23 protein-coding genes are annotated in these 23,282 nt (G+C 67.6%); 10 read left to right on the top strand and 13 right to left on the bottom strand.

The window, feature by feature from the left end:
• Positions 1 to 26: 26 nt before the first annotated feature.
• The 5 genes from QTN24_RS08130 to QTN24_RS08110 all read right to left on the bottom strand — a co-directional run bounded on the left by QTN24_RS08130 (position 27) and on the right by QTN24_RS08110 (position 6,122).
• Entirely contained in the window at positions 27 to 572 is a 546-nt protein-coding gene (locus QTN24_RS08130) for a flavin reductase family protein (protein ID WP_313836322.1), read from the bottom strand.
• Between the two features lie 13 nt (positions 573 to 585).
• Positions 586 to 1,806, bottom strand: coding sequence for an acyl-CoA dehydrogenase family protein (locus tag QTN24_RS08125; RefSeq protein ID WP_313836320.1), 1,221 nt, complete (start codon positions 1,804 to 1,806; stop codon positions 586 to 588).
• A gap of 410 nt (positions 1,807 to 2,216) precedes the next feature.
• Entirely contained in the window at positions 2,217 to 3,320 is a 1,104-nt protein-coding gene (locus QTN24_RS08120; RefSeq protein WP_313836318.1) for a porin, read from the bottom strand.
• 56 nt (positions 3,321 to 3,376) lie between these two features.
• Positions 3,377 to 5,023 (bottom strand): FAD-dependent monooxygenase, encoded by a 1,647-nt coding sequence (locus QTN24_RS08115; RefSeq protein WP_313836317.1) that lies wholly within the window; start codon positions 5,021 to 5,023, stop codon positions 3,377 to 3,379.
• 49 nt (positions 5,024 to 5,072) lie between these two features.
• Entirely contained in the window at positions 5,073 to 6,122 is a 1,050-nt protein-coding gene (locus QTN24_RS08110; protein WP_313836316.1) for a tripartite tricarboxylate transporter substrate binding protein, read from the bottom strand.
• Between the two features lie 129 nt (positions 6,123 to 6,251).
• Here QTN24_RS08110 and QTN24_RS08105 point away from each other — a divergent pair, with 129 nt between their 5' ends.
• Positions 6,252 to 7,181 (top strand): LysR substrate-binding domain-containing protein, encoded by a 930-nt coding sequence (locus QTN24_RS08105; RefSeq protein WP_124686584.1) that lies wholly within the window; start codon positions 6,252 to 6,254, stop codon positions 7,179 to 7,181.
• 9 nt (positions 7,182 to 7,190) lie between these two features.
• On the opposite strand, the gene QTN24_RS08100 is transcribed toward QTN24_RS08105, so the two are convergent.
• Positions 7,191 to 7,907 (bottom strand): TetR/AcrR family transcriptional regulator, encoded by a 717-nt coding sequence (locus QTN24_RS08100; RefSeq protein ID WP_313836312.1) that lies wholly within the window; start codon positions 7,905 to 7,907, stop codon positions 7,191 to 7,193.
• Between the two features lie 143 nt (positions 7,908 to 8,050).
• Between QTN24_RS08100 and QTN24_RS08095 the strand changes: the two genes are divergently transcribed.
• Entirely contained in the window at positions 8,051 to 8,896 is an 846-nt protein-coding gene (locus QTN24_RS08095; RefSeq protein WP_313836310.1) for a fumarylacetoacetate hydrolase family protein, read from the top strand.
• 66 nt (positions 8,897 to 8,962) lie between these two features.
• A complete protein-coding gene (locus tag QTN24_RS08090) occupies positions 8,963 to 9,919 on the top strand; it encodes a VOC family protein (protein ID WP_313836308.1) in 957 nt (318 codons plus the stop codon).
• On the opposite strand, the gene QTN24_RS08085 is transcribed toward QTN24_RS08090, so the two are convergent.
• Positions 9,920 to 11,155, bottom strand: a complete 1,236-nt coding sequence (locus QTN24_RS08085; protein WP_313836307.1) for an NAD(P)/FAD-dependent oxidoreductase — start codon at positions 11,153 to 11,155, stop codon at positions 9,920 to 9,922.
• Positions 11,156 to 11,378: 223 nt separating this feature from the next.
• Here QTN24_RS08085 and QTN24_RS08080 point away from each other — a divergent pair, with 223 nt between their 5' ends.
• The gene (locus QTN24_RS08080; protein WP_313836305.1) at positions 11,379 to 11,888 is read left to right on the top strand and encodes a TetR/AcrR family transcriptional regulator; all 510 of its coding nucleotides are present in this window, start codon (positions 11,379 to 11,381) and stop codon (positions 11,886 to 11,888) included.
• A 23-nt stretch (positions 11,889 to 11,911) separates the two neighbouring features.
• Here the strand turns inward: QTN24_RS08080 and QTN24_RS08075 are convergent, their stop codons facing one another.
• The 3 genes from QTN24_RS08075 to QTN24_RS08065 all read right to left on the bottom strand — a co-directional run bounded on the left by QTN24_RS08075 (position 11,912) and on the right by QTN24_RS08065 (position 15,165).
• Positions 11,912 to 13,663, bottom strand: coding sequence for a hypothetical protein (locus QTN24_RS08075; RefSeq protein ID WP_313836303.1), 1,752 nt, complete (start codon positions 13,661 to 13,663; stop codon positions 11,912 to 11,914).
• Between the two features lie 105 nt (positions 13,664 to 13,768).
• A complete protein-coding gene (locus QTN24_RS08070) occupies positions 13,769 to 14,062 on the bottom strand; it encodes a hypothetical protein (RefSeq protein ID WP_313836302.1) in 294 nt (97 codons plus the stop codon).
• A 170-nt stretch (positions 14,063 to 14,232) separates the two neighbouring features.
• Positions 14,233 to 15,165: a LysR substrate-binding domain-containing protein gene (locus QTN24_RS08065; RefSeq protein ID WP_313836300.1), complete on the bottom strand. Its 933-nt coding sequence runs from the start codon at positions 15,163 to 15,165 to the stop codon at positions 14,233 to 14,235.
• A 115-nt stretch (positions 15,166 to 15,280) separates the two neighbouring features.
• Between QTN24_RS08065 and QTN24_RS08060 the strand changes: the two genes are divergently transcribed.
• The 4 genes from QTN24_RS08060 (at position 15,281) to QTN24_RS08045 (ending at position 19,339) form a co-directional block, all read left to right on the top strand.
• On the top strand, positions 15,281 to 16,072 hold the full coding sequence (locus QTN24_RS08060) for an aldolase/citrate lyase family protein (RefSeq protein ID WP_313836299.1): 792 nt from the start codon (positions 15,281 to 15,283) through the stop codon (positions 16,070 to 16,072).
• 139 nt (positions 16,073 to 16,211) lie between these two features.
• Positions 16,212 to 17,504 (top strand): histidinol dehydrogenase, encoded by a 1,293-nt coding sequence (gene hisD, locus QTN24_RS08055; RefSeq protein WP_313836298.1) that lies wholly within the window; start codon positions 16,212 to 16,214, stop codon positions 17,502 to 17,504.
• Complete coding sequence (locus tag QTN24_RS08050) at positions 17,501 to 18,304, top strand: SDR family oxidoreductase (protein WP_313836297.1); 804 nt, start codon at positions 17,501 to 17,503, stop codon at positions 18,302 to 18,304. Before hisD ends, QTN24_RS08050 begins: the two co-directional genes overlap by 4 nt.
• A gap of 45 nt (positions 18,305 to 18,349) precedes the next feature.
• Positions 18,350 to 19,339, top strand: coding sequence for a tripartite tricarboxylate transporter substrate binding protein (locus tag QTN24_RS08045; RefSeq protein WP_313836296.1), 990 nt, complete (start codon positions 18,350 to 18,352; stop codon positions 19,337 to 19,339).
• Positions 19,340 to 19,380: 41 nt separating this feature from the next.
• Here the strand turns inward: QTN24_RS08045 and QTN24_RS08040 are convergent, their stop codons facing one another.
• Together QTN24_RS08040 and QTN24_RS08035 are read right to left on the bottom strand one after the other, a co-directional pair.
• Positions 19,381 to 19,764 carry a YkvA family protein gene (locus tag QTN24_RS08040; protein ID WP_313836295.1) on the bottom strand — a complete coding sequence of 128 codons (384 nt, stop codon included), beginning with the start codon at positions 19,762 to 19,764 and terminating at the stop codon, positions 19,381 to 19,383.
• A gap of 112 nt (positions 19,765 to 19,876) precedes the next feature.
• Complete coding sequence (locus QTN24_RS08035) at positions 19,877 to 20,269, bottom strand: carboxymuconolactone decarboxylase family protein (protein WP_313836294.1); 393 nt, start codon at positions 20,267 to 20,269, stop codon at positions 19,877 to 19,879.
• Between the two features lie 145 nt (positions 20,270 to 20,414).
• On the opposite strand from QTN24_RS08035, the gene QTN24_RS08030 reads away from it, so the two are divergent.
• Positions 20,415 to 21,305, top strand: coding sequence for a LysR family transcriptional regulator (locus QTN24_RS08030; protein ID WP_313836292.1), 891 nt, complete (start codon positions 20,415 to 20,417; stop codon positions 21,303 to 21,305).
• A gap of 11 nt (positions 21,306 to 21,316) precedes the next feature.
• Here QTN24_RS08030 and argC read toward each other — a convergent pair whose 3' ends face one another.
• Positions 21,317 to 22,240 (bottom strand): N-acetyl-gamma-glutamyl-phosphate reductase, encoded by a 924-nt coding sequence (argC, locus tag QTN24_RS08025; RefSeq protein WP_313836290.1) that lies wholly within the window; start codon positions 22,238 to 22,240, stop codon positions 21,317 to 21,319.
• Positions 22,241 to 22,370: 130 nt separating this feature from the next.
• On the opposite strand from argC, the gene QTN24_RS08020 reads away from it, so the two are divergent.
• Positions 22,371 to 23,255 carry a LysR family transcriptional regulator gene (locus QTN24_RS08020; RefSeq protein ID WP_313836389.1) on the top strand — a complete coding sequence of 295 codons (885 nt, stop codon included), beginning with the start codon at positions 22,371 to 22,373 and terminating at the stop codon, positions 23,253 to 23,255.
• Positions 23,256 to 23,282: the final 27 nt, after the last annotated feature.

The following is a 23,282-nucleotide window of genomic DNA, read 5'->3' as shown; positions in this document are numbered from 1 at the left end:
ATGGGAACGTTGGAATGAATGCGGGTTCAGCAGCAGTCGGCCGCGTCGCGGTGATCGATTACCGGGTGCCGTGTCGGCATGTGGTGGTACCTGCCGCCGTAGAACAGCAGTGGACCGCGCGGCGAGCCGAAGCGGATGTCCTCGACCTGCGCGATGTAGAGCAGGTGGTCGCCGGCCGGGTGCACGTCGACGGTGCGCGCCACCAGGTGCACCAGGCTGCCGTCCAGCAGCGGTGTCCCGTTGCGGTGGATGAATGGCGGCTCGATGCCGTCCACGGGCCGGCCGCCGAAATGGCCACTCAGGTGGCGCTGGTCGTCCGCCAGGAAATTGACGCCGTAGCAGACGCCAGCCTGCATATGCTGGTGGAACCGCGACGCCGCCCGCACCGACACCAGCACCAGCGGCGGTTCCAGCGATACCGACATGAAAGCGTTGGCCGTCATGCCGGCCGGCGCGCCATCGGCCAGGTAGGAAATGACCGTCACGCCGGTGGCGAACTGCGCCATCGTCGCGCGCAGCAGGCGAGCGTCGAGCGTGGCGGCGGATGGATGGGAGCGGGGGGCGTCATGCATGGCTACGTCTCCGTCAGACCAGCCGCGTCACGGTGTTTTCCACACCGAGCAGCGCCTTGCCGTAGACCTCGAAACCCACTGCCGGCAACGCCACCGCGTGGCGGGCGGCCGTGTTGGCGTCGCGCCACCACCGCTGCATCGGGCTGGCCTCGGCAAAGCTGCCAGCGCCATGCGCGGACAGCAGCACGTTCAGCGCATCGGTGACATGCGTGATGACCTGGCCCGTGTGGGCGCGGATGCGCGCCTTGGTCAGGTAGTCGAGCTCGCGGTTCTCTTGCGCGGCACGATCAATCTCGTCGGCGGCCGCGAAGGCCAGCACGTGGGCGGTATCGATCCGCACGGCGGCATCGGCAATCTGCCCCTGGAACAGCGTGGAATGGCTCTGCTTGTCGTACGAGGTATAGGCGATGGCGCGCTGCGGGGCCTTCTCGATCACGTACTTGAGCGCGGCGCGGCCCATGCCGAGCTGCGCGCCGGCCAGGATCAGCGCCGCCACCGGCACGAAGGCGGCCCGGTAGGCGGCCTCGTCCTTGAATTCGGTGGGATAGACGCCGTCCACGGCGTCCAGGATGTTCATCAGCCGGTGCTCAGGCACGAAGACGTCGTTGCCCACGATGCAGTTGCTGCCCGACGCGCGCATGCCGGCCGTGTACCACGTGTCCTCGATGGTCACGTCCTCCATCGGCACCAGCGCCAGGTGCTGCGCCTTGAACGCGCCATTGGCGTCCGACTCGATCACGCCCACCATGGCCCAGTCCGCATGGAGCGACCCGGACGAGAAGTACCACTTGCCGGAGATCCGCAGGCCGCCTTCCACGCGGCGGCACTGGGTCGACGGCGTGAACACCCCCGAGACACGCGCGTCGGGATTGGCGCCGAACACGTCGTCCTGCGCCTGGCGAGGGAACAGGCCGGTGAACCACGCGCAGACATTGGTCAGCGCCACCACCCACGCGGTGCCGCCACATGCCTCGGCCAGCGCGGCGGTGACTTCCAGATGGGCGCGCGTCGTGCCTTCGAAGCCGCCGTAGCGCTTGGGCACCATCAGGCGGAACAGCCCCGCCTCGGCGATGGCTTCGATGTTCTGCTCGGCGGCGCGGCGGTTCTGCTCGGAGGCGACGGCATTTTCGCGCAGCAGCGGTTGCAACGCTTCGGCGCGGCGCACCAGTTCCTGCAGCGAGGGCGTGGCATGCGAGGGGTGGAACGCTTCGATGACGGCGGAGGATTGGGACATGGCTAATCTCGGCTGTAAATGGGTGTGATGGCTTGGGAAGCAAAAACGCAGGCGTGCGCGTCTCCCCCGGCCCGGGTCACACCGGGCCGAACGTCATAGGCTCAGGGAAGACGCGCCGGCGGTTAGAGGGCGGTGTGGCGCCGTCGGCGCGGCGGGATGCGGGGCATGTGGTCTCCAGTTCTTGTACGAATATGTCAGAACGACATTGATGTCTAATGTAGATCGGCAGTGGTTGTGGGACAAGATCAATCTCCTCGGGAATTGCCCGCATCCGGGCGCTGACCGCCGTCACTCTGACAATCTGTCAGTGGCGCGAGGTCCGGATGTGACACAGGCGACTGCGGCACCAGTCGCCTGTGTGCGGATAAAACGCGCTTGCGGACCATCACGGCGGCCGCGACAACTTCGCCTTAGAACACGTGCCGGACGCCGACCATCGCGCCCAGTTGCGATGCGCCGGGCGTGGGGTTGGCCCCGGGCGAGCCGCTGCTGACCGACAGTGCGAGCTGGCCATCGTTGTTGATGTAGCCCGCCGTGGCGTAGATCGCCGTGCGCTTGGAGAAGCTGTACGTCCCGCGCAGCGCGTAGAGCATCGCCTTGTTGTCGCTGCCGTGGTAGCGCAGGTAGTAGAGCTGTCCCGCCACGTTGAACGCGGGCGTCAGGTCGTACGATGCGCCGGCATACCAGAGGTCGCTCAGCCGCGTCAGGCTGCCGTCGTTGTCGCGCCGCAGCCAGCCCGCGCCCAGCTTGGTGCGGTCGAACAGCGCGTAGGCGTTCAGCGACAGCCGGTCGTCGGACTTGCCGCCCGAGTTCAGCCCGGCAAACGCGCCCGGCCCGCCACGCAGCGAGTCGTAGGCCGCCGCCACGCCAAAGCGCGGTGTTTCGTACTGGATCATGGCCGACCATTCGCGGCAATCGGACCGCGCGGCGGGGTTCTCGCCGGCGCAGTTCGTGCCGGCCGGGCCAGGGCCTGCGTTGGCTACGTCGCGCCCAAGGCTGTAGGTGGCGCCCAGTGTCAGGCCGCCGAACTTTCCCTTGTAGGCGATCGCGTTATCGGCCCGGGCGTTCGGTATGTAGCTGTCGATCGATGCCGAGCCGAACGTGTTGGGCCCGAGAATGTCGGGGTCGAGCATGGCCCAGAACAGCATCGTGTACTGGCGGCCCAGCGAAACCTGCCCCCAGTTGCCCGAGAGGCCGAGCCATGCCTGCCGGCCGAACAGCCGGCCGCCTTGGTTCATGACACCCGAGTCCGACGCAAAGCCCGATTCGAGCACGAAGTTCGCCTTCGTCCCGCCGCCCAGGTCTTCGGTGCCGCGCAGGCCCCAGCGCGACGGGACCATGCCGGAAAGCGAGTTCATGCGCACCACGCTGTTCCCCGCGGCCCCCACGTGGTTGACGTACTCGATGCCGGTATCGACCACCCCATACAGCGTGACCGACGACGGCGATGCCTGCGCGCACGCGAGTGCGGGCATGGCGCTGGCACAGGCCAGCACCAGATTGCGGAACTTCATGGGTCTCCTCCTTCGTCTTTTAGTGTGCCGGGGTCAAGGCCGGGTACCGCTGGAAGTCAGGCGGGGCACGCACCTCCTGTGGCCTTCGCCAGCACCGCGGCGGCGTCGGTGGCGCCATTGCCGCGCCAGGCGATGTGGTGGTCGGGACGAATCAGCACCGTGGGCGCGCCATAGAGCGCCTGGACGTCGGCATCGCTCACTTGCAGCACGTCGAGCTGGATGCCAAGCGCGTGCGCGGCCTGCCACCACGCCGTGGTGTCGTGGCCATCGAACGACAGCAGCGTGAAGTCGCGCCCGAAGCGGTCGAACAGCGGGATGCCGTCGACCATCGCGTGCGGCGCCCGCGAGCCGGGCCAGCCGCTGGCCACGTAGTGATTGGGATCGTCTGGCGGCGGCGTGCCCGGTTCTTGCGCGACGATGGGGCTGTCAAGGTATCGCACGCCCAGTTGCAGGCCCGGGATATTGATCTCGGTCGCGACATGCACGGCCAGCGCGCGCCCCAGTTCGGCACGCGCCGCGTCGCCCGGCGCGCCTGCCAGTTCCAGGCTCGGGGCAATCGGTACGTTGCCGATGCTGTCGGCCATGCGGCGTGCGAACGCGGTGTTGCGCACCGCCATGGGCCGGCGTTCCAGGTCGTAGCTGTCGAGCAGCGCCCGCGGCGCGCTGCCCTGCAGCACGGCAGCCAGCTTCCACCCCAGGTTCACGGCGTCGTCGATCGACGTGTTGTAGCCCATGCCGCCCGTCGGCGTGAACAGGTGCGCGGCATCGCCGGCCAGGAAGCAGCGGCCCGCGCTCAGGCGGGTGGCCACGAGCGTATAGCCGGCCACCCACGGCATCATGCCGATCAGCCTGAAATCGTGCGGCGCGCCCACGACGGCCAGCGCCGTGGCGCGCGGGTCGATATCGCTAGGCTGCTGGCCGTCCTTCAACTGCACGGCCAGGAGGAACGTGTCGACCCCATCGATGGCGATCAGCAAGCCGCGCTGGCTGGCGTTCACGGCCCAGTACTGCCACGCCCGCTCCTTGCCGAGCACGTCGTACAGGTCGCTGGAGCGAAAGTAGATCGACAGCATCTGCCCGCCGAAGAAATCGCGCTTCTCGCCGCCCTGCCCTTCGTACTGGATGCCGAGCGTCTTGCGCACCAGGCTGCGCGGGCCGTCGCACCCGACCACGTAGCGGGCCGTCACGCGCCACGGCGCTCCGCCGTCATGCGGGGCGGCGTCCACCTCCACACCCTCTCCCAAATCGGCCACCCGGACGGCCCGATGCCCGAAGCGCAGGTCGACGCTCGGATACCTGGCGGCCTCGCGGCGCAGGATGGGCTCGATGTACATCTGCTGGGCGCGGTGCGGCAGCTCGGGCGTGGGCCAGGCGGACGCGCCATAGTCGCCAAACACCGCGCGGCTGGCCGCCTGCGCCCGGCTGGGCACGCGGAACCGCGACAACTCGGCATGGGCCAGGCGCGTGCAGTAGACCAGGTCCTGCGGATAGTCGGGCGGCAGGCCCAGCGCGCGCACATCCGCCGAAAAGCCACGGCGGCGGTAGTGTTCCATCGTGCGGGCGGATGTCGCGTTGGCCTTCGGGAAATCCGGCGGATCGACATCCTCTTCCAGCACCAGGCATCGCACGCCGCGACAGCCCAGTTCGATGGCCAGCATCAATCCGGCCGGACCACCCCCGACGATCACGACGTCGGTATCCACGGTGTTTGCAACTGACGTGTTCACAACTGATCTTCCTGTCTGCTTCGGATTAATTGACCGTGGCGCCGGTGCGCTTGATCAGCTCTGCATAGCGCTGGCTGTCGCGTGCGACCCACTCGGCAACCTCGTCGCTGCTGCCGGGTGCCGGCGCAAAGCCGAAGGTGGCCAGCTTTGCCTTGACGTCCGGGTCGCCCAGCGCCGCGCGCACGGCCTTGCCGATGGCGTTGACCGTCGCCGGCGGCGTGCCGGCCGGCGCCAGCAGTGCCACCCAGCTCGATGCTTCCAGCCCTGCCGGGCCACCCGCCTCGGCCAGCGTCGGCACATTGGGCAGCACCGGCGACCGCGCGCTGTCGGCCACGGCCAGCACGCGCAGCTTGCCCGCCTGGATCAGCGGGCCCGCCGTGGCATAGGTGCCCAGCGCCCACGTGACTTCGCCGTTGGCCACGGCGGTGTAGAGCTGCGCCGTGTCCTTGTACGGGGCGTGCAGCATCTGCGTGGCCGTGGCCGCTTCAAGCTGCGCCGCGCCCAGATGGCCGGTACTGCCAACCGCCCACGAGCCGTACGTCACCGCATCGGGTGCCTTCCTGGCCGCGGCGATCAGTTCGGGCACCGTGCGAATTGCGCTTTGCTGCGAGACCACGATGAAGAAGGCCGTGCGGTACAGGCCAGTGACCGGCACGAAGTCGCGGCGCGGGTCATAGGGCAGCCGCTTGAACAGGCCGGGATTGATGGCAAGGTGCCCCACATCCGCCACGACCAGTTCGTGCCCGGTAGCCGGCGCGCGCTTGCCCGCCTCCATCGCGATGAAGCCGTTGCCGCCAGGGCGGGAATCGACGATGACGGGCTGGTTCCAGACCTTGCCGAGCTGTTCGCCGAGCAGGCGCGATACGGCGTCGGGGCCGCTGCCGGCCGGGAAGGGGCTGATCAGCCGGACCGCGCGGGACGGAAATGCCTGCGCGTGTGCCGACGGCGTCGCCAGCAGCGCTAGCGCCGCACCAACCGAGACGGCCGCAAGCTGCGTCAGCAAGGCGCGGGGTAGGAACGTGGTGGGCGCGGGGGCGCCGGCCGGCACGATGCGGCCAGCGTGGGGGCGAGTCATGAATTGTCTCCGTGTGGTTCTTATGTATGTGTACGCCATCGTAGGAAGCCCTACTGACAACCAACAGATGGCAGAATTGCCCCATCGATGCCTGGTTGGCATCAGTCCGCGCGAATCCAAGGCCATCCTATGAAACTGCATCACTTGCGCGACTTTGTTGCGATTGCCGAGACACGGAGCATCCGGGGCGCCTCGCGCCAGCTTGGCCTGACCCAGCCGGCCCTGACGCGCAGCCTGCGCGAACTGGAGACCGAACTGGGCGCGCCGCTGCTGGAGCGGCATGCGCGCGGCGTGGTGCCGACGCCCATCGGGCAGGCGTTCCTGCGCCGCGCCCATGCCGCTATGGAAGAGATTCGGCGCGCACAGGAGGAAGTGGCCCAGATGCGTGGCACGCAGACGGGCACCGTGGCGGTGGGTCTGTCCGGCGCCACCTGGCTGGGGCTGGTGCCCGAGGTGTTTCCGGCCTTCCGCAAATCGCATCCGGCCGTCCGGCTGCGCATGGTGGAAGGCTTCTTCCCGGCGTTGGAAGGCCGCCTGTCGGACGGCACCCTCGATTTCTACATCGGCCCCCGGCCCGAACGCATCGACGCCGACCGCTACAGCGTGGACCTGCTGTTCCAGAACGATCGGGTGGTCGCCGGGCGTCGCGGCCACCCGCTGCGCCAGGCCCGGCAACTGGCGGAGCTGGTCGACGCGGAATGGATCCTGACCGGCGCGCGCGAGCCGCTGGAGCGGGAGTTTGCCGAGGTGTTCGCCGGCTACGGCCTGAATCCGCCGGTGGCCATGGTGCAGGCCGAATCGATGATCGGCGTGGCGGCGCTGCTGTCGATGACCGACGCGCTGGCGCTGCTGCCCCGCCAGTGGATCGACTCGCCGCTGTTCGCCGGCGTGGTGGAGATGATCGCCATCGAGGAACGGATGGACAGCGCCGATATCGTGCGCATCGCCCGTGCCGGGCTGCCGCTGACGCCGGCGGCATCGCATCTGGCCACGCTGTTCGAGCGCGAGGCCGGCCACTACGCCCGCCAGCGCGCGGCGCGGCACGCCCTGCCCGGCTAGCCGCGACGCTTAGTCCGCGGCTGGCGGATTCGCGGCAATCCGTTCGAAGATCACGCCCTGCGGCGGCTGCGTGTCAGGCAACGGCGCATAGGCAAACGTCGTGGCCTCGGTTTCCGGCAAGCCCAGCGCCCGGAGAATGGCCAGGATGACCTGCTCGGGATAGTCGGCGGCCGCGCCGGGCCGCAGCATCGTGCCGATGCCATACACCAGCGCACCCAGCGACAGGTCGCGCGCCACGTCCACCTGCGCGATCGGAAAACGGCCGCTCTCGATGCCGATCTCCAGGTCGCGCGTCATGTAGGCGTCCAGCAGGCGCCCCCGCGAACCCCGCCGCGTGCCCACGCGCGTGATGAACGCGCCCCACAGCGGGTAGCGGATCGCCATATGCATGTAGAGCCGGCAGCCCACTGCCATGCGCATCGCCGGGTCGTCGAACTGCCGCACGACGGGGTCGATGACGGCCAGCACCTCGTCGCTCACCTCGCCCGCCACCGCTGACAGCAGCTCGCCCGTGGTGCGGAAATAGTTGTAGAACGTGCCGCGCGCGACCCCGGCGGCGGCGATGAAGTCGTCGATCATCGCGCCATCGGGGCCTTTCTCGGCAAAGACGGCCAGGGCCGACTCCATCAGCCGGTTGCGGGTGTTCTCCCGCCGGATGGCCGCCACCCGGGTGCGGTGGTCTTCGGTGGGCGACTCGGGTACGTCGATCTCGCTTTTAGCTGACATATCTGTCATTCCATGGATGGCGCTCGATTCTAGCAGCGCGACGGTCGCGGGTTTCCCCTAGTCAATTCCATATTGATGAATTCGTCAACTTGACTAGAATTCGACCTGACAAGTTCGTCAAGATGAAAACCGGAGACTCCAGGATGCGTTTCGTCAGTGTTGAATTTCAGGGCAAGCATGCGGTGGGCGTGCGGGAAGGCGGCAGGATCCGCGTGCTGGGCGACGAATCGCTGGAGTCGCTGCTGGCGCGCGGCGTGGACCTGGTTGCCCATGCCGCGCAGGCCAGTGGCGGGGAATGGCTGGACATTGGCGAGGTCAAGCTGCTGCCGCCGTTGTCGCGCCCGCCCAAGATCATCTGCGTGGGGCTCAACTACGCCGACCACACGAAGGAAAGCCCGTACGAGCAGCCCGATTACCCGACGCTGTTCTTCCGCGTCCACACGAGCCTGGTGGCACACGGGCAGCCGCTGGTGCGGCCCGCCGTGGAAGACTGCGCCGGGCTGGACTTCGAGGGCGAAGTGGCCGTGGTGCTGGGCAAGGGCGGCCGCCATATCCGCAAGCAGGACGCGCTGTCGCACGTGGCAGGCTATTCGCTGTTCAATGATGGCTCCGTGCGCGAGTACCAGTTCAAGGCCCCGCAGTGGACGGTGGGCAAGAACTTCGACGGTACCGGCGCTTTCGGGCCGGACCTCGTGACCGCCAACGAACTGCCGCCCGGTGCGCGCGGCCTGCAGTTGCAGACGAAGCTGAACGGCCAGGTGGTGCAGTCGGCCAGTACCGACGACATGATCTTCGACGTCGAGACGCTGATTTCCATCATCTCGGAAGCGATCACGCTGGAAGCGGGCGACGTGATCGTCTCCGGCACGCCGGCAGGCATCGGCTGGGCCCGCGAGCCCAAGCTGCTGATGAAACAGGGCGACGTGTGCGAGGTGATCGTGGAACAGATCGGCACGCTGTCGAATCCGATCGTCGACGAAGCGAAGTAACCCGCCGCGAGCGCATGTAGAACAGGCCGCCAGCGTACGCGCCGGCGGCCAATCCCGGAGACAGTCATGCCCGATACACAAGTGGCGGGTGCCCGAGCGGCCGTCCATTCGATCGACCATTTCGCGCTGAACGTGCCCTCCCTTGCCGACGCCGCCCGCTTCTACCGCGCGTTCGGACTCGACGTCAGGGAGCCCGCCGGTGGCGCCGAGCTGGCCCTGCACGCGGCCGACGGACACCGCTGGGCGCGCATCCTGCCGGCTTCCACCAAGTCCCTCGCCTACCTGAGCTTCAATGGCTACGCGCGCGATATCGACACGCTGGCGCGCCAGGTCCACGCATCCGGCGCCACGCTCGCCAGCCCCCCGCCCGGTGCGGACGCGGACGGTCTGTGGTTCCTCGATCCGGACGGCAATCTGCTGCAGGTGCGGGTGGGGCCCAAGACCAGCCCCAGCGCCAAGGCGCCGCACGTGACCGTGGGCGCTGGCGCCAATGCGCGTGGCGCCGTGGTGCGCTCGCAGGTGCAGACCGTCCATCCGGAGCGGCTGTCGCACGTGCTGCTGTTCACGCCCGATGTGCTGCGGGCGGTCGATTTCTACGCACGCGCCATCGGGTTGCGGCTGTCGGACAAGTCGCTGGACATCATCGCATTCACGCACGCCCCGCACGGCAGCGACCATCACCTGGTGGCGTTCGCCAAAAGCACCGCCCGCGGCTGGCACCATGCCGCGTGGGATGTCCGCGACCTCGACATGGTGGGGCAAGGCGCGGCGCAAATGGCGGCCGCCGGGTACACGCGGGGCTGGGGGACGGGCCGCCATGTGCTCGGCTCGAACTATTTTCACTACGTGCAGGACCCGTGGGGATCGTTCAACGAGTACTCGGCCGACATCGATTTCGTCGCCGCCGACCACCCCTGGCCGGCCGGCGATTTCGCGCCAGAGGACTCGCTCTACCAGTGGGGCCCCGACGTGCCGGCGGACTTCATCCGCAACACCGAAGCACCGGACGCCGCCGCGCAGTGACTACGCCGCCGACAGCGGACGCAACACCGGTGGCCGCTGCAGGTCCGGAGACGCCGCCGCGAGAATGTCGGCACGCACGCCATTGCGGGGCGGATAGATGCGTTCGCGGTTGATGACCTGCTTGGTCTGCTTGGCCTGCTCGCCCACGGCAACCACTTCGCGGTTCCAACCCTGGGCGTAGACGGCACCGGCCGGGCCGAGGTCGATGATGTTGGTGTACCAGTCGATGTTCAGCGCCAAAAGGTCCTTGCCGAACAGTTCGCGCACCGCGTTGTGGCCCGCGTAGCGACCCATCGGCCGGGCATGCTGGCAAGACATGACGGACGGATGCACGCCGTCTATCAGCGCGTGCGCGACGTCGCCCGCCGCGTACACGTCGTCCACGCCCTGCACGCGCATATAGGCGTCGACCATCAGCCGGCCCTGCGCGTCGCGCTCGGCACCGAAACACGCGGTCAGCTCGCTTGCACGCATGCCGGCGCACCAGACCACGGTGGACGTGTCCAGATGCCGGCCATCGGACAGTGTCAGGCCATGCGCGTCCAGCGACTTGACCGTTGTGCCCGGCAGCAGTTCGATGCCCAGTTGCCGGCAGGACTGTTCGATCACGGGCTGGGCGCCGCCAAGGTGGCCGGCGATCCGGGCGCCACTGTCGACCAGGATCACCCGTACTTGCCGGGCCGCATCGGGCTGGCCGGCAGCCATGGCCACGGCCCGCAGGCGCGCCGGCAGCTCGCAGGCCAGTTCCACGCCCGTGGCGCCCGAGCCGACCACCACGGCCGTCCACTGCCCGGGAGACGGTGCACGGGCTGGCAGCGCGGCGATGTGGTCCTGCAGCCGGCGGGCCTCCGCGTAGGTGTCGACGTCGAACGAACAGACATCCACGGCCGCGATCTGCGGGCGGACGAGCTTGCTGCCGCTTGCGAGGATCAGCTTGTCATAGTGCTTCAAGATCGTCCGGCCATCGCGCTCGATGGCCACGGACCGCGCCCTGGGATCGATATCGGCGACGATGCCCACCTGCAGCGCCACGCCGATCGGGTCCAGCACGTCGTGCAGCGGCACCAGCGTGGCAGCCAGGTCATCCTCATAGTTGCGCACGCGGATGCTGTGCTGATCGTCCCGATTGACCAGCGTGATCTGGACGGCCTTGTCCAGTTCTTGCGCCATGCGCGCCGCCGCCGCAGCCGCCCACAGCCCGGCAAAGCCCCCACCGATGACTACGATTTCCTTCACGTGAGTTTCCTCGCTGTTTGGGGCCATGCCCCGTGTTTGACTGTGCCGATCGACATGGGAATAATGCGAGTTATCGCTCGTCTTTTCAACTCGCATTCCGACCATGCCACGCGCCGCCGAGACAACACCCCGCAAAGCCCCACGGCAGCGCCGCTCCATGGCGATGGTGGACACCATCCTGGAGGCCAGTGCTCGCGTTCTGAAGGAACGGGGATATGCCGAAATGAGCACCAACGCGGTCGCGCAGCGCGCCGGCATCAGTGTCGGATCGCTCTACCAGTACTTTCCCAACAAGGCGTCGCTGCTGGCCGCGCTGCACCAGCGGCACGCCACCGAGATGGCCGAGTCGATCGAAGCCGTGCTGGCCGCGCCCCATGGAGAGGGCCTGCCGGGGGCGGTTGCCAGCCTGATCCGCGCCACCATGGCCGCGCATGAGGTGGAGCCCGAACTGCATCGTCTGCTGGAAAGGGAACGGCCGCTGCTGGAGGCCAACATGGGCGCGGCCGGGGATCGCATCCATCGCCACGTGGTCGAGCTGCTGCACCGGCATCGCGCCGCGTTGCGCCACGACGACCTGGACATAGCAGCCTGGATGACGATCAAGATGACGGAGGCGCTGGTGCACGCCGCCGTGCTGGAAACCGTGGACGGCAAGGACGCCCGAAACGTCGAGGGCGCCATCGTCGACGGCATTCTCGGGTTTCTGTCGGCGGCGCCGGCCCGCCGGAACTGAAGCGGGCTGGCGTCCCCGGGGGCTCAGCGCAGGGCAGCCTGCGGCACGACCGATGCGTCGGCGATCAGCACCGGCCAGTCTGCAACCGGCACGGAGAACGTCACGGTGTTCGGACTGTTGGCGGCGATGCCACCGGCCGGCACTGCGTAGACCCTGCCGTCCATCATGTCGACATAGCGCGGCTGGCTGCCGGCAGCGGCCATTTCGGTGAAGCCGATCTTGCTGCAGGTAACCTGCACCACGGCACGCGGCTCCGCGTCGTCGGCCACGGGCAACTTCGTCATCTTCCAGACGCCGATGACCGTGGAGGCCGCGCCGTTCCTGGTCTGCTTCCAGGCGTGGGCGGTATAGCCGGCCGGCGCCACGCAGCCGTGATCCGGTACGGGCTGCATGCGGTTGTCGAACAGGGCCGTGACGTTCTGGAACGCGCCGTAGGCAATCTTCTTGCCGTGGACGCGCTGGTCGCCATTCAGGAACGGCGAATCGTTGTTCGGGTCCCAGACGCCGGTGGTGAGCAGCCCCTTGGTGTTCTTGGCGTCGTTGTAGTGCAGGTCGGTGATCGTGAACATGCTGGTCTCGATGCCGCGGGCCAGGTCGCCCAGCACCCGGCGCAAGTTGTACTTCGCCTGGTTCTTCTCGGTCCAGACCAGCGCGCCCTGGTTGCACATCGCGTAGGTGTTGCACGGGGTGGACGGGGCGCCGTTCTCGTCCATGCGCACGCGGAAGCCGTAGCCCGCCACCAGTGCCAGGAAGTTGTCCATGCTCTGCTTGTCCCAGGCCGAGTGGTCGTAATCCACCGCGGTCGTGTAGGGGTGGAACGCCACGTAGACGTCCCCGCTCGGCACGCTCGGCCCCTTGTTGTCGTAGAAGTACTTCAGCGACGTCAGGATGTAGTTGCGCGCCTCCTGGTTCGCGGCGCTGTCATTGCAGTTTTCCAGGCAGCCCAGCACGTAGTGCACCGTGTACCACGACCCGATCGTCAGCTTGGCCTCGGGCTGGATGCGCTTGATCAGCTTGGCGGTCTCGACGATGAGCGTCTTGTAGGTATCCAGGTCCTTGGTGGGCTCGTTCCAGATCTGCCAGTCGTTCACCTTGTCCTTGTAGCGCATGACCGTGGCGGCCACGAAGTTCAGGAAGCGCTCCTTGCCTTCGCCGGTGGGAAACGCGCCGCCCAGGCTTGCGGTGCCGCAGTCGGTGCAGCCGGGACGCACGTTGCCATAGCCCAGGAAGACCAGCGGCGCCTGCCCCTGCGCGATGGCGCCGTCGACGATTTCGTCGAGTTTGGCGAAGTTGTAGGTGGCGGGCGTGGTGATGGTTTGTTCGATGTCGTTCCAGCCCGACTGGACGCGCACCTTTGTCGTCCCGAGCGGATTCAGGTACTCGCGCCAGTTCGAGAACACGCTGAAGTCGCGGTCGGTGGTCTCGCCGCCGATCATCAGCGTGCTGCTCAGGCCCTGCGCCTTCAGTTCCATCGTGGTACGCGGCTTGATGCGGCCAAGCTGCGTGTAGCCGCTGGCGGCCACCGGCTGCAAGGCGGCGTAGCTGGCCGGGTCCGCATCGAGAATGGCGCGGGTTTCGGCGCTGACCGGCGGATTGATGGACGGCGTCGGGCCGGGCTGGGTGGGTGAACTGGCCGGCGGTGGCGCCGTGGGGGAACTGGTAGGCGGTGTGCCAGCCGATGCCGGGGAGTCGTCGCCCCCGCAGCCCGCCATGACGGCGGTCAGCGCTGCCACTGCGACAAGGCTGGCGAGTTGGGTCAAGTTTCGTTGGTACATGTGTCTCCTCTTTGGGTTTTGTTCAACGTGACCTGCTGCGGCATGAATTTTGGATAATCCATAATTCATGCACGCGTGCCTGGGATAGCTGGGCGATAGAAGCTCCTAGAGAATGGAAAGACGGGGCGACGGCCGGGCGCCGGTGTCGAGCACGTCCATCAGTTGGAACAGTTGGCCATCTTCGGGACGGATGTCATCGGGCTGCCATTGCGGGCGGACCAGCGATGTCACGAACACCGAGCCGTCCGGCCCCGGGCACGGCATGCTGGGCGCCTGGCATGGCAGCACCACGGTGAAGCGCCACGCCCCATCGCCGGGCCCATAGACGTTGAGGCGCCCGGCCGACACGCCTGCCGACCAGTAGTTGCCGGCGTCGCGGGTTGGCGTGACGACCGGCATTCGCCACAAGTTCTGAATCGGGGTGCGTGCCAGCCGGGCGGCGGTGAGGGGTCCGGCTGGCACGAGGCTAGAGGAGCCGATTTCGTGCAGAGGCTATTGCAGCCTGCCCCATCATGCGCAGGATCTCCGCCTTCACCTCTGCGGGATTCATCGACGCCTTGTTCAGCCCCCTACCCCCCAAAACACTCCGCCCCGATCTTGTAGCCCGCGGCGGATTCCACCGCCTGCGTCACGAACGGCAACGTCATCGGATTGCCGATTTCCTTGTGGAAGGCGACCCAGAGTTCCAGCGCGGGAACGTCCCGATCCGCCAGGCGGCGATAGACCACCCCCTTGATGGGCTGCGCGGCGGCGGACGCCGGCACCAGCGACACCGCGATGCCGGCCGCCACCATGGACATCATCGCGTGATGGCGCGCGGCGTCGTGCATGCGCAGCGGCACCACGTTCTGCTCGGCCAGCCAGGTCATCATCAGGTCGTGCGCGTACTGCCCGAATCGCCGTTCCAGCGTGGCCAGGCTCTGGCCGTCGAGGTCGCGGGCGTGGACCTTGCGCTGCGTGGCCAATGGATGATCGACCGGCACGGCCAGCACGTAGGGCTCTGACATCAGCCGCCGCGCCTGCAGGCGCGGATCGGTAACCGGCGGCCGCAGGATGGCGACGTCGAGTTCGTTGCGCAGCAGGGCCTGCAGCATGGCCTCGGAGCTGATCTCGCGCAGCGAGTACAGAACGCCGGGCACGCGCGCGGAAAACCGGCGCAGCATGTTTGGCACGAGTTCCACAGCGGAGATTGCCGTCAGGCCGATGCTGAGATGGCCGACGTCCTCGCCCCGGTTGGCCTGCGTCACCATCTGGCGGGCGCGATGCTCGATATCGAACAGCTTCTCGGCCTCGGCGCGCAAGACCTGCCCTGCCGGCGTCAGCCGCACGCTGCGCTTGGTGCGCTCGAACAACTGCGCGCCGATCTGGGCTTCGAGCTGCTTGATCTGCAGGCTCAGCGGCGGCTGCGTCATGTTCAGCCGGCGCGCGGCGCGCGTGAAATTCAGTTCGTCGGCCAGCACCAAGAACGAGGTCAGCACACGGAGTTCGAGCGGGTTGTACATATACAGACGCTGTATAAATGAGATACAGAAGTAATATTGGAAATATAACTCGCCTGGTCCCAGAATGTCTTCACCCGGCCGTCCCATGCGCCGTGACAACGACAAGATGCGAGACATGACCATCCAGCACCCCATCGACGACCGCCTGCCGGCGCTGCTGCGCGGCGACCAGCCCCTGCGCGGCATCTTCACGGCAATGCCCAGCCCGGCCCTCGTGGAAATGTGCGCCTATGCCGGCTTCACATTCGTCATCATCGACAACGAACACGGCGCCGCGGATTTCGAAACCACCGAGCATATGCTGCGCGCGGCGCGGGCCAGCGGCATTATTCCCGTGGTGCGCTGCTTCATGGAAGACATCCCCCGCGTGCTGGACATGGGTGCCAGCGGCGTGCAGGTGCCGATGATCGAGACCGCCGACGATGCGCGCGAGCTGGTACAGCGCGTGCGCTACCCGTCCATCGGCCGGCGCGGCAGCGCTTTCAGCGGGCGGGCCGCCGGCTACGGCGCGTTTCCCGGCGCGGCGCATACGGCGCGCAGCAATGCGGGGGTGGCGCTCATCGCCATGATCGAAACACCGACGGGCGTGGCCAATGCCGAGGCCATTGCCGCCGTGGATGGCATCGACGCGGTGTTCGTCGGCCCCAACGACCTTGCCCACGCGATGGGCTATGGCAACGACTGGAAGACGCCCGCCGTGGCCGCGGCCATCGAGCAGGCGCTGCGTGCGGTCCAGTCGCAGGGCAAGTGCGCCGGCATCATCGCGCTCAGCCCCGATGACGAGCGACGCTATGGCGCGTTCGGTGCCCGCTACTTCGCCACGGTCGCCACCAGCCTGATCACCCAGGCGTTCCGTCAGGCCGCCAAGGGCGGGCAGGACGTCGTCTCACCCGCGTTGCGCTACTAGCGCGTCGCGCCGGCTCGCGCGCGTTCTGGTGCGCCCGCCGGCATCCAACCATTTCAAGACATCGCAGGATCGCAGCGGCGACCGGGCGCAGTGCGTCCCGGCGTCGTGCGCGCCTGGCACTCATCCAAGGAGATACAGCATGGCCCAATACTTGAAGACGTCGAAGCCGCAGGCAGTGAAGACCGACATCCAGGCGCAGGTGCGCGATACCGTCGCCGGCATCCTGGCGCAGATCGCCGGCCGGGGCGACGCTGCGGTGCGCGAGTACTCGGCCCAGTTCGACAAGTGGGAACCGAAGCAATTCCGGCTGTCGCAGGCGGAAATCGAAGCGTGCGTGGCGTCGCTGTCGCCCGATGTGCTGGCCGATATCCGCTTCGCGCAAGACCAGATTCGACGCTTCGCGCAGATCCAGAAGGATTCGATGCGCGACGTCGAGGTGGAGACGCTGCCGGGCGTGGTGCTGGGCCACAAGAACCTGCCCGTCAACAGCGTTGGCTGCTACATCCCCGGTGGCAAGTATCCGCTGGTGGCATCGGCCCACATGAGCGTGCTGACCGCAAAGGTGGCCGGCGTGAAGCGCGTGATTGCCGCCGCGCCGCCGTTCGACGGCAAGCCGTCGCCGGCCATCGTGGCCGCCATGCATCTGGCCGGCGCCGACGAGATCTACTGCATGGGTGGCGTGCAGGCCATCGCCGCGATGGCGCTGGGGACGGAACACATCGAACCCGTCGACATGATCGTGGGCCCCGGCAATGCTTATGTGGCCGAAGCCAAGCGCCAACTGTTCGGCCGCGTGGGCATCGACCTGCTGGCCGGCCCGACAGAGACGCTGATCATCGCCGACGATACCTGCGATGCCGAACTCGCCGTGGCCGACCTGCTGGGCCAGGCCGAGCACGGCCCCAACTCTCCCGCCATCCTGCTGACCAACTCGCGCGCGCTTGCCGAAGCCGTGCCGGCCGAGATCGCGCGCCAGCTGGCCATCCTGCCGACGGCGCCGATCGCCCGCGTGGCGTGGGAGGAATACGGCGAGATCATCCTGTGCGATTCGTACGAGGAGATGGTGGCCGAGGCAGACCGCATCGCGTCGGAGCACGTGCAGGTCATGACCCGCGATCCGGACTACTTCCTGCAGCACATGACGAACTACGGCGCGCTGTTCCTGGGCGCCCGCACCAACGTGTCCTACGGCGACAAGGTCATCGGCACCAATCACACGCTGCCGACCACGCGCGCCGCGCGCTACACGGGCGGGCTGTGGGTGGGCAAGTTCATCAAGACCTGCACGTACCAGCGCGTGACGACCGACGAGGCGTCGGCCATGATCGGCGAGTACTGCTCGCGGCTGTGTGCGCTGGAAGGCTTTGCCGGACACAAGGAACAGGCCGACATTCGCGTGCGCCGCTACGGCAAGCCACGCCACGCAGCATGAGCAACGCCGCGCGCACGGCCATGAGCGGGCAGATCGATTTCACGGGCAAGGTGGTCGTCGTGACCGGCGCCACCGGCGGACTCGGGTCCGCCATCTGCCGCGCATTCGCCGAGATGGGCGCGTCGGTGGTGGCCGGGTACAACCGCTCGGCCGACGACGCCCTGGCGTTGGCGCGCGCCCTGCCCGTGCCCGGCCCCGGCCAGGTCAGCCAGATCGGCCATGTGGCCGTGCCGTTGCCAGTGACCGACAGCGCCGCGCTGGCGCGCAGCGCCGCCCAAGTAGCCGAAGCGTTCGGCCGTGTGGATGTGCTGGTCAATTGCGCGGGCACCACGCGGTATGTGCGGCACGATGACCTCGACGGGCTCGACGATGCGCTCATCGACATGGTGCTGGCCACCAACGTGCGCGGGCCGATCGCGATGGTGCGGGCATTCCGCAGGCTGCTGGAGGCGGCGGACAGCCCGGTCATCATCAACATCTCGTCCGTCGCGGCGCGGACGGCCATGGGCAGCAACATCGCCTACTGTGCGTCCAAGGCGGCGCTGGACAACGTGACGGCGTCGCTGGCCCGCGCACTGGCGCCACGCATCCGCGTGCTGTCGGTCTCGCCCGGGCTCGTCGACACCGATTTCGTGCGGGCGATGGACCCGGCCTGGCGCGACATGCAGGCGCGGCTGACACCGCTCGGCCGGCTTGCCGACCCCGCGGAAGTGGCTACGGCGGTACTCGTGGCCGCTGGCGCGATGCCGTTCACCACTGGCGTGGCAATTCCCGTCGACGGCGGGCGGCCCTTGTACTGACGCCCCGCCCCGCCTTACCTTCCCAGAACAACATGGAGACTGATCATGAAAGCCCTAGCCCACCGTGCCGCGTGCATCGCGCTTGCCATTGCCGGACTGTCGCTAGCCACTGTCGCCACCGGCGTGCGGGCCGATACGTGGCCTAGCAAGCCGATCAAGCTTGTGGTGCCCTTCTCGCCCGGCGGCGTCACCGACGCCACCGCGCGCATCGTGGCCGAAGGCTTGTCGAAGCGGCTGGGACAGCCGGTCGTCATCGACAACAGGCCCGGCGTCTCGGGCATCCTGGGCACGCAACTGGTGGCGCGTGCCGACGCCGATGGCTACACGATCATGGAAGGGACCATCACCACGCACGCCGTGAACCCGTTCTTCTACAAGAAGCTCAACTACGACCCGTTGAAGGACTTTGTGGCGGTGAACCTCGTGGGCACGGTCAGCAACGTGCTCGTCGTGGCGAATGACAGCCCCTACAAGTCGGTGGACCAGATTGTCGCGGCGCTGAAGGCCAAGCCCGGTTCGCTGACCTTCGGCACGGCCGGGCCCGGCAGTTCGCAGCAGTTGTCGGGGCAGCTGTTCCAGAGCATCACCGGCACGCAGTTGCAGCAGATCTCATACAAGGGTGGCGCCGCCGCGATGACGGACCTGATCGGCGGGCAGATCGACCTGGTGTTCGAGACGGTGGCGGCGGCCAAGCCGATGCTCGATGGCAAGCGCGTTCGCGCACTGGGGGTGTCGTCCAGCCATGCGCTGGCGAGCCTGCCCGGCGTGCTGCCGCTGGCTGACCAGGGCCTGAAGGGCTTCGAGATGCAGTCGTGGCAAGGCATCTTCGCGCCGGCCGGCACGCCGAAGCCGATCGTCGACCGGCTGTCGAGCGAGATCTCGGCGGTCGTCAATACGCCGGCGGTGCTGCAGCGGCTGCGCGCGCTTGGCGTCGAGCCGCAGCCGATGACGCCGGCCACGTTTGCCGCATTCCAGAAAGCGGAAATTGCAAAGTGGGGCAAGGTCACGCGCGACGCGGGCGTGCAGCCTGAGTAACGCGGGGCGGCCGTGGTCGCGGCCGACGCTGGATTCCGGATTCAGCGGAGGGCCGACCAGATCGCATAGATCACGGCCGCCCAGACGCCGGCCACCAGCGCGATCCCCCAGTAGGAGGTCGGCTTGTCGCGCCGGGCTTCGAACCAGCGGTCAGCCTGCGTGCGGCAGTCCGCCAGCACGTGGTCAGGCATCAGCTTGACCGCCAGCCAGATCAGGCCGGGCAACAGCAGGACGTCGTCGACGTAGCCCAGCACCGGGATGAAATCGGGCACCAGGTCGATCGGGCTGAGAGCGTACGCGACCACGAAGACGCACAGCGCCTTGGCCAGCACGGGCGTCCCCGGATGCCGACAGGCGAACCAGAGCGTCACGCCGTCGCGCTTGATGCGTCGCGCCCAGGCGCGCAGGTTGGTAAGGATGGCCATCTTCAAGGGGCGTGGGACGCACGGCGCATGCCGTGCCAAGGGTGCCGGAAAGTTGCTTATTTTGCAGGAACGCGGAACAAGCGCGGGTCGAAGGCGCGTTGCCGGGGTAGCGTCAGGCCAGCGGCAGCGCTATCCCGCTTTCGGCAAAGACCTCGCGCACCAAGGACAGCCCGTTCAAGGCGGCGGGAAACCCCGCGTACACCGCCATCTGCATGACGACTTCCACCACCTCGCGCGGCTGACAGCCAACGTGCAAAGCCGCATGCACGTGTACGCGGAGCTGCGGCGAGGCATTGCCAAGCGCGCACAACGCCGCAACGGTCGCCAGTTCGCGCTCGCGCAGGCCCAGTCCCTCGCGGGCGTAGATATCGCCAAACGGAAACTCGACGATGTAGCGTGCGAAGTCGGGGAACGACCGGGCGAGGTTCTTGACCACTTCCTGACCGGTGGCGCCATCGACGGCTTCCAGCATGCGCATTCCGCGTGCGTAACGATCGGCGTTCATCGGGCATCTCCCCGGCAATCAAGGGCGACGCTCGCCCGGACAGTACGGTGGAACAGGTGCATGACGTTCTCCAGAGGGTTGATGTGGCCACTCTATGGCACACGCCGGCGGAACGGAATGACCGAGTTCGTGATACCTTTTTGGTATGCCCGAGCGCCTTGATTCCCGATCCCTGACGTTGTTCCTTGCCGTAGCCGATGCGCTGAGCTTCCGGCAGGCGGCAGAGACGTTGCATCTCTCACAGCCGCCCCTGAGCCGGGCGATCCGGGAGCTCGAAGCGCGACTTGGCGTGCAGCTGTTCGACCGGAACACGAAAGGCGTGACGCTCACCGCTGCCGGGGAAAAGCTGCTGCCGTATGCGCGAAACATCGCGCGAATGCTGCGCGAAGCCGAGGCAGCGCTGGCCACGAAGGGCCTTCCGTCGAATCTCCGGGTCGGCCTGACCAGCGCGGTGGAACCGGCTTGGTTTCGCGGCCTGGCTCAGCGCATGCAAGCCAGCCATCCCGAAACCATGGTGTCCACCGCTTCTGACACGTCGCCACGGCTGATCAGGCAGCTCCGCGCCGGCAAGCTCGACGCGGCGTTTATCGCACTGCCTACGGAAGTGTACGGGCTGGACGTGCTGGAACTGGACCGCCTGCCGATGATTGCCGCGATCCCGTCGAGCCATGCACTGGCGAAGCGCCGGACCGTCAGCCTTGCGGATCTGGCGCGTCAGCCCGTCTTCTGGTTCGAACGCGCGCGGCAGCCTGCCTTCTACGACCACTGCCAGACAGTCTTCGTCCGTCACGGCTTTGCGCCGTCAAAACTGAAAGAGCCGGCGGACCATCACGTCCTGCTTGCCGACGTCGCGAATGGCCGGGGCATCGCCCTGCTCCCGAAATCGTTCACCGCATTCCGGCGCGCGGGGGTCGTGTACCGCCCGCTAGCCGAGGGCGAAGAACTATCGGTCGGCATCGGCCTGGCCTTGCCGAGCGATCGGACAGACATCCGCGATATCCTCGTCGCAGCGGCCAGGCCGAAGCGGCCCGCCTAGACTGGCGCCGCCTATTGGCGTGTCAGCATGAGGTCGAGGTTCTGCACCGCGGCACCGGAAGCGCCTTTGCCCAGGTTGTCGAACACCGCCGAGAGCAGGATGTGGCCGTGCTCGGCGTTGGCCGACACGCGCAACTGCATGTCGTTCGTACCGTTCATCACCTGCGGGTCGAGGTACTCGGCACCGTCATCCATCGGCATGACGTGGACGTACCGGAACTCGACATAGTGCTGCGCCAGGCAGGCATGCAGCGTCGCGCCATCCACGCCGTGAGGCAGCAACCGCGCGTCGAGCGGCACCGTCAGGACGATGCCCTGCCGGAACGCGCCGTAGGCCGGCACGAAGATGGGACGCTGCGCAAGCCCCGCATGCTGCTGGATCTCCGGCGGATGCTTGTGCGCAAGCGCCAGGCCGTACACCTGAAACGGCGGCGCGCCCACGGCATCCCCGCCTTCGTACGCCTCCACCCCTGCCCGTCCGCGACCCGAGTAGCCCGATACAGCATGGATGCTGAGCGGATAGCTGGCGGGCACCAGGCCCGCCAGCACCAGCGGCCTTAGCAGGCCAATCGCGCCAGTCGGATAGCAGCCAGGATTGGTGACCCGCTGCGCGGTGGCGATGCGCGCGGCCTGATCTGGCGCCATCTCCGGAAAGCCATAGGTCCAGTCGGCGTGCGTCCGGTGGGCGGAACTGGCGTCGATCACCCGGACCGCAGGATTGACGATGGCGCCGACTGCGTCGCGCGCGGCTGCGTCGGGCAGGCACAGGATGGCGATGTCGCAGCCGTTGATCGCTTCCGCACGCCGCCGCAGGTCCTTGCGTTCCGATGCCGCCAGCGTCACCACGCGAAGGTCGGTGCGGCCGCGCAGCCGCTCGTGGATCTGCAACCCGGTCGTACCTTGGTCGCCGTCGATGAAAACAAGGGGAGCGCTCATGCGGAATCTCCAGTGGCTGCTGCAGCATTGAGGTCAAAGGAGCCCTATCTTGCAGTGGCGGATAGAATAGGAAAAGTTGAATTTCACAACCGTGACATTCATCTTTCCTGAATTCAGTTTTGGAGCCGCCATGCGCGAAATCAGCCTAGACCGCCTGCGTACGCTGGTCGCCATTGCCGACCATGGCTCGTTCGCCGAGGCGGCGCGCGCCTTGCATCTGGCGCCGCCCACTGTCAGCCTGCACATCGCCGAGCTGGAACAGCGGGTCGGCGCACCACTCCTTTCGCGCAAGCGTGGACAGGTCAGGCCGTCTGCCATTGGCGAGGTGCTGGTGGAAAGGGGTCGTCGGCTGCTGGCCGATGCCGAGCAGGCGTTCGACGACATACGGCGCCAGGTGGAAGGGCTTGCCGGCCGCGCGCGCCTGGGTGCGTCGACCGGCGCCATCGCGCATCTGCTGCCGCAGGCGCTGGAGGTACTGCGCCAGCAGCATCCCGCCATCGACGTTCAGATCGCAGTGCTGACCTCGCAGGAAACGTTGTCCCGACTGGCGAACGGCACGCTCGATATCGGGCTGGTCGCCCTGCCGCAACCGCCAGTAGCCGGTCTGGTGATCAAGCCATGGCGTCGGGACCCGGTGATGGCCTTTCTCCCCGCGCACTGGCAGTGCGCGGAACGCGTCACGCCCGATTGGCTGGCCACCCAGCCGCTGATCCTGAATGACGCCACCACCCGGCTATCGCGCCAGACCGCGGAGTGGTTTGCTGCAGCGGGACACCAGCCTGTGCCACGCATCCAGCTTAACTACAACGACGCCATCAAGAGCCTGGTCGCTTCCGGCTACGGCGCGGCGCTGCTGCCCCACGAGGCCACGACGCCCGTGCCCGACCCGCGTATCGTCATGCGCCCACTGCGCCCGGCCTTATGGCGACGCCTCGGCATCGCGCATCGCGCCGGCCCCGTCGAACGCGCCACGCAGCACGTGCTGGACGCGCTGTGGGACCTCCGGCTCGCATAGCCAGTGCTGGCCGGTGAACCTGGGTCA

Source organism: Cupriavidus sp. SZY C1 (assembly GCF_032190535.1).
Classification (GTDB): Bacteria; Pseudomonadota; Gammaproteobacteria; order Burkholderiales; family Burkholderiaceae; genus Cupriavidus; species Cupriavidus pauculus_C.
The sequence above is the reverse complement of the archived record's forward strand: the minus strand, read 5'-3'. Positions and strand labels throughout refer to the sequence as shown.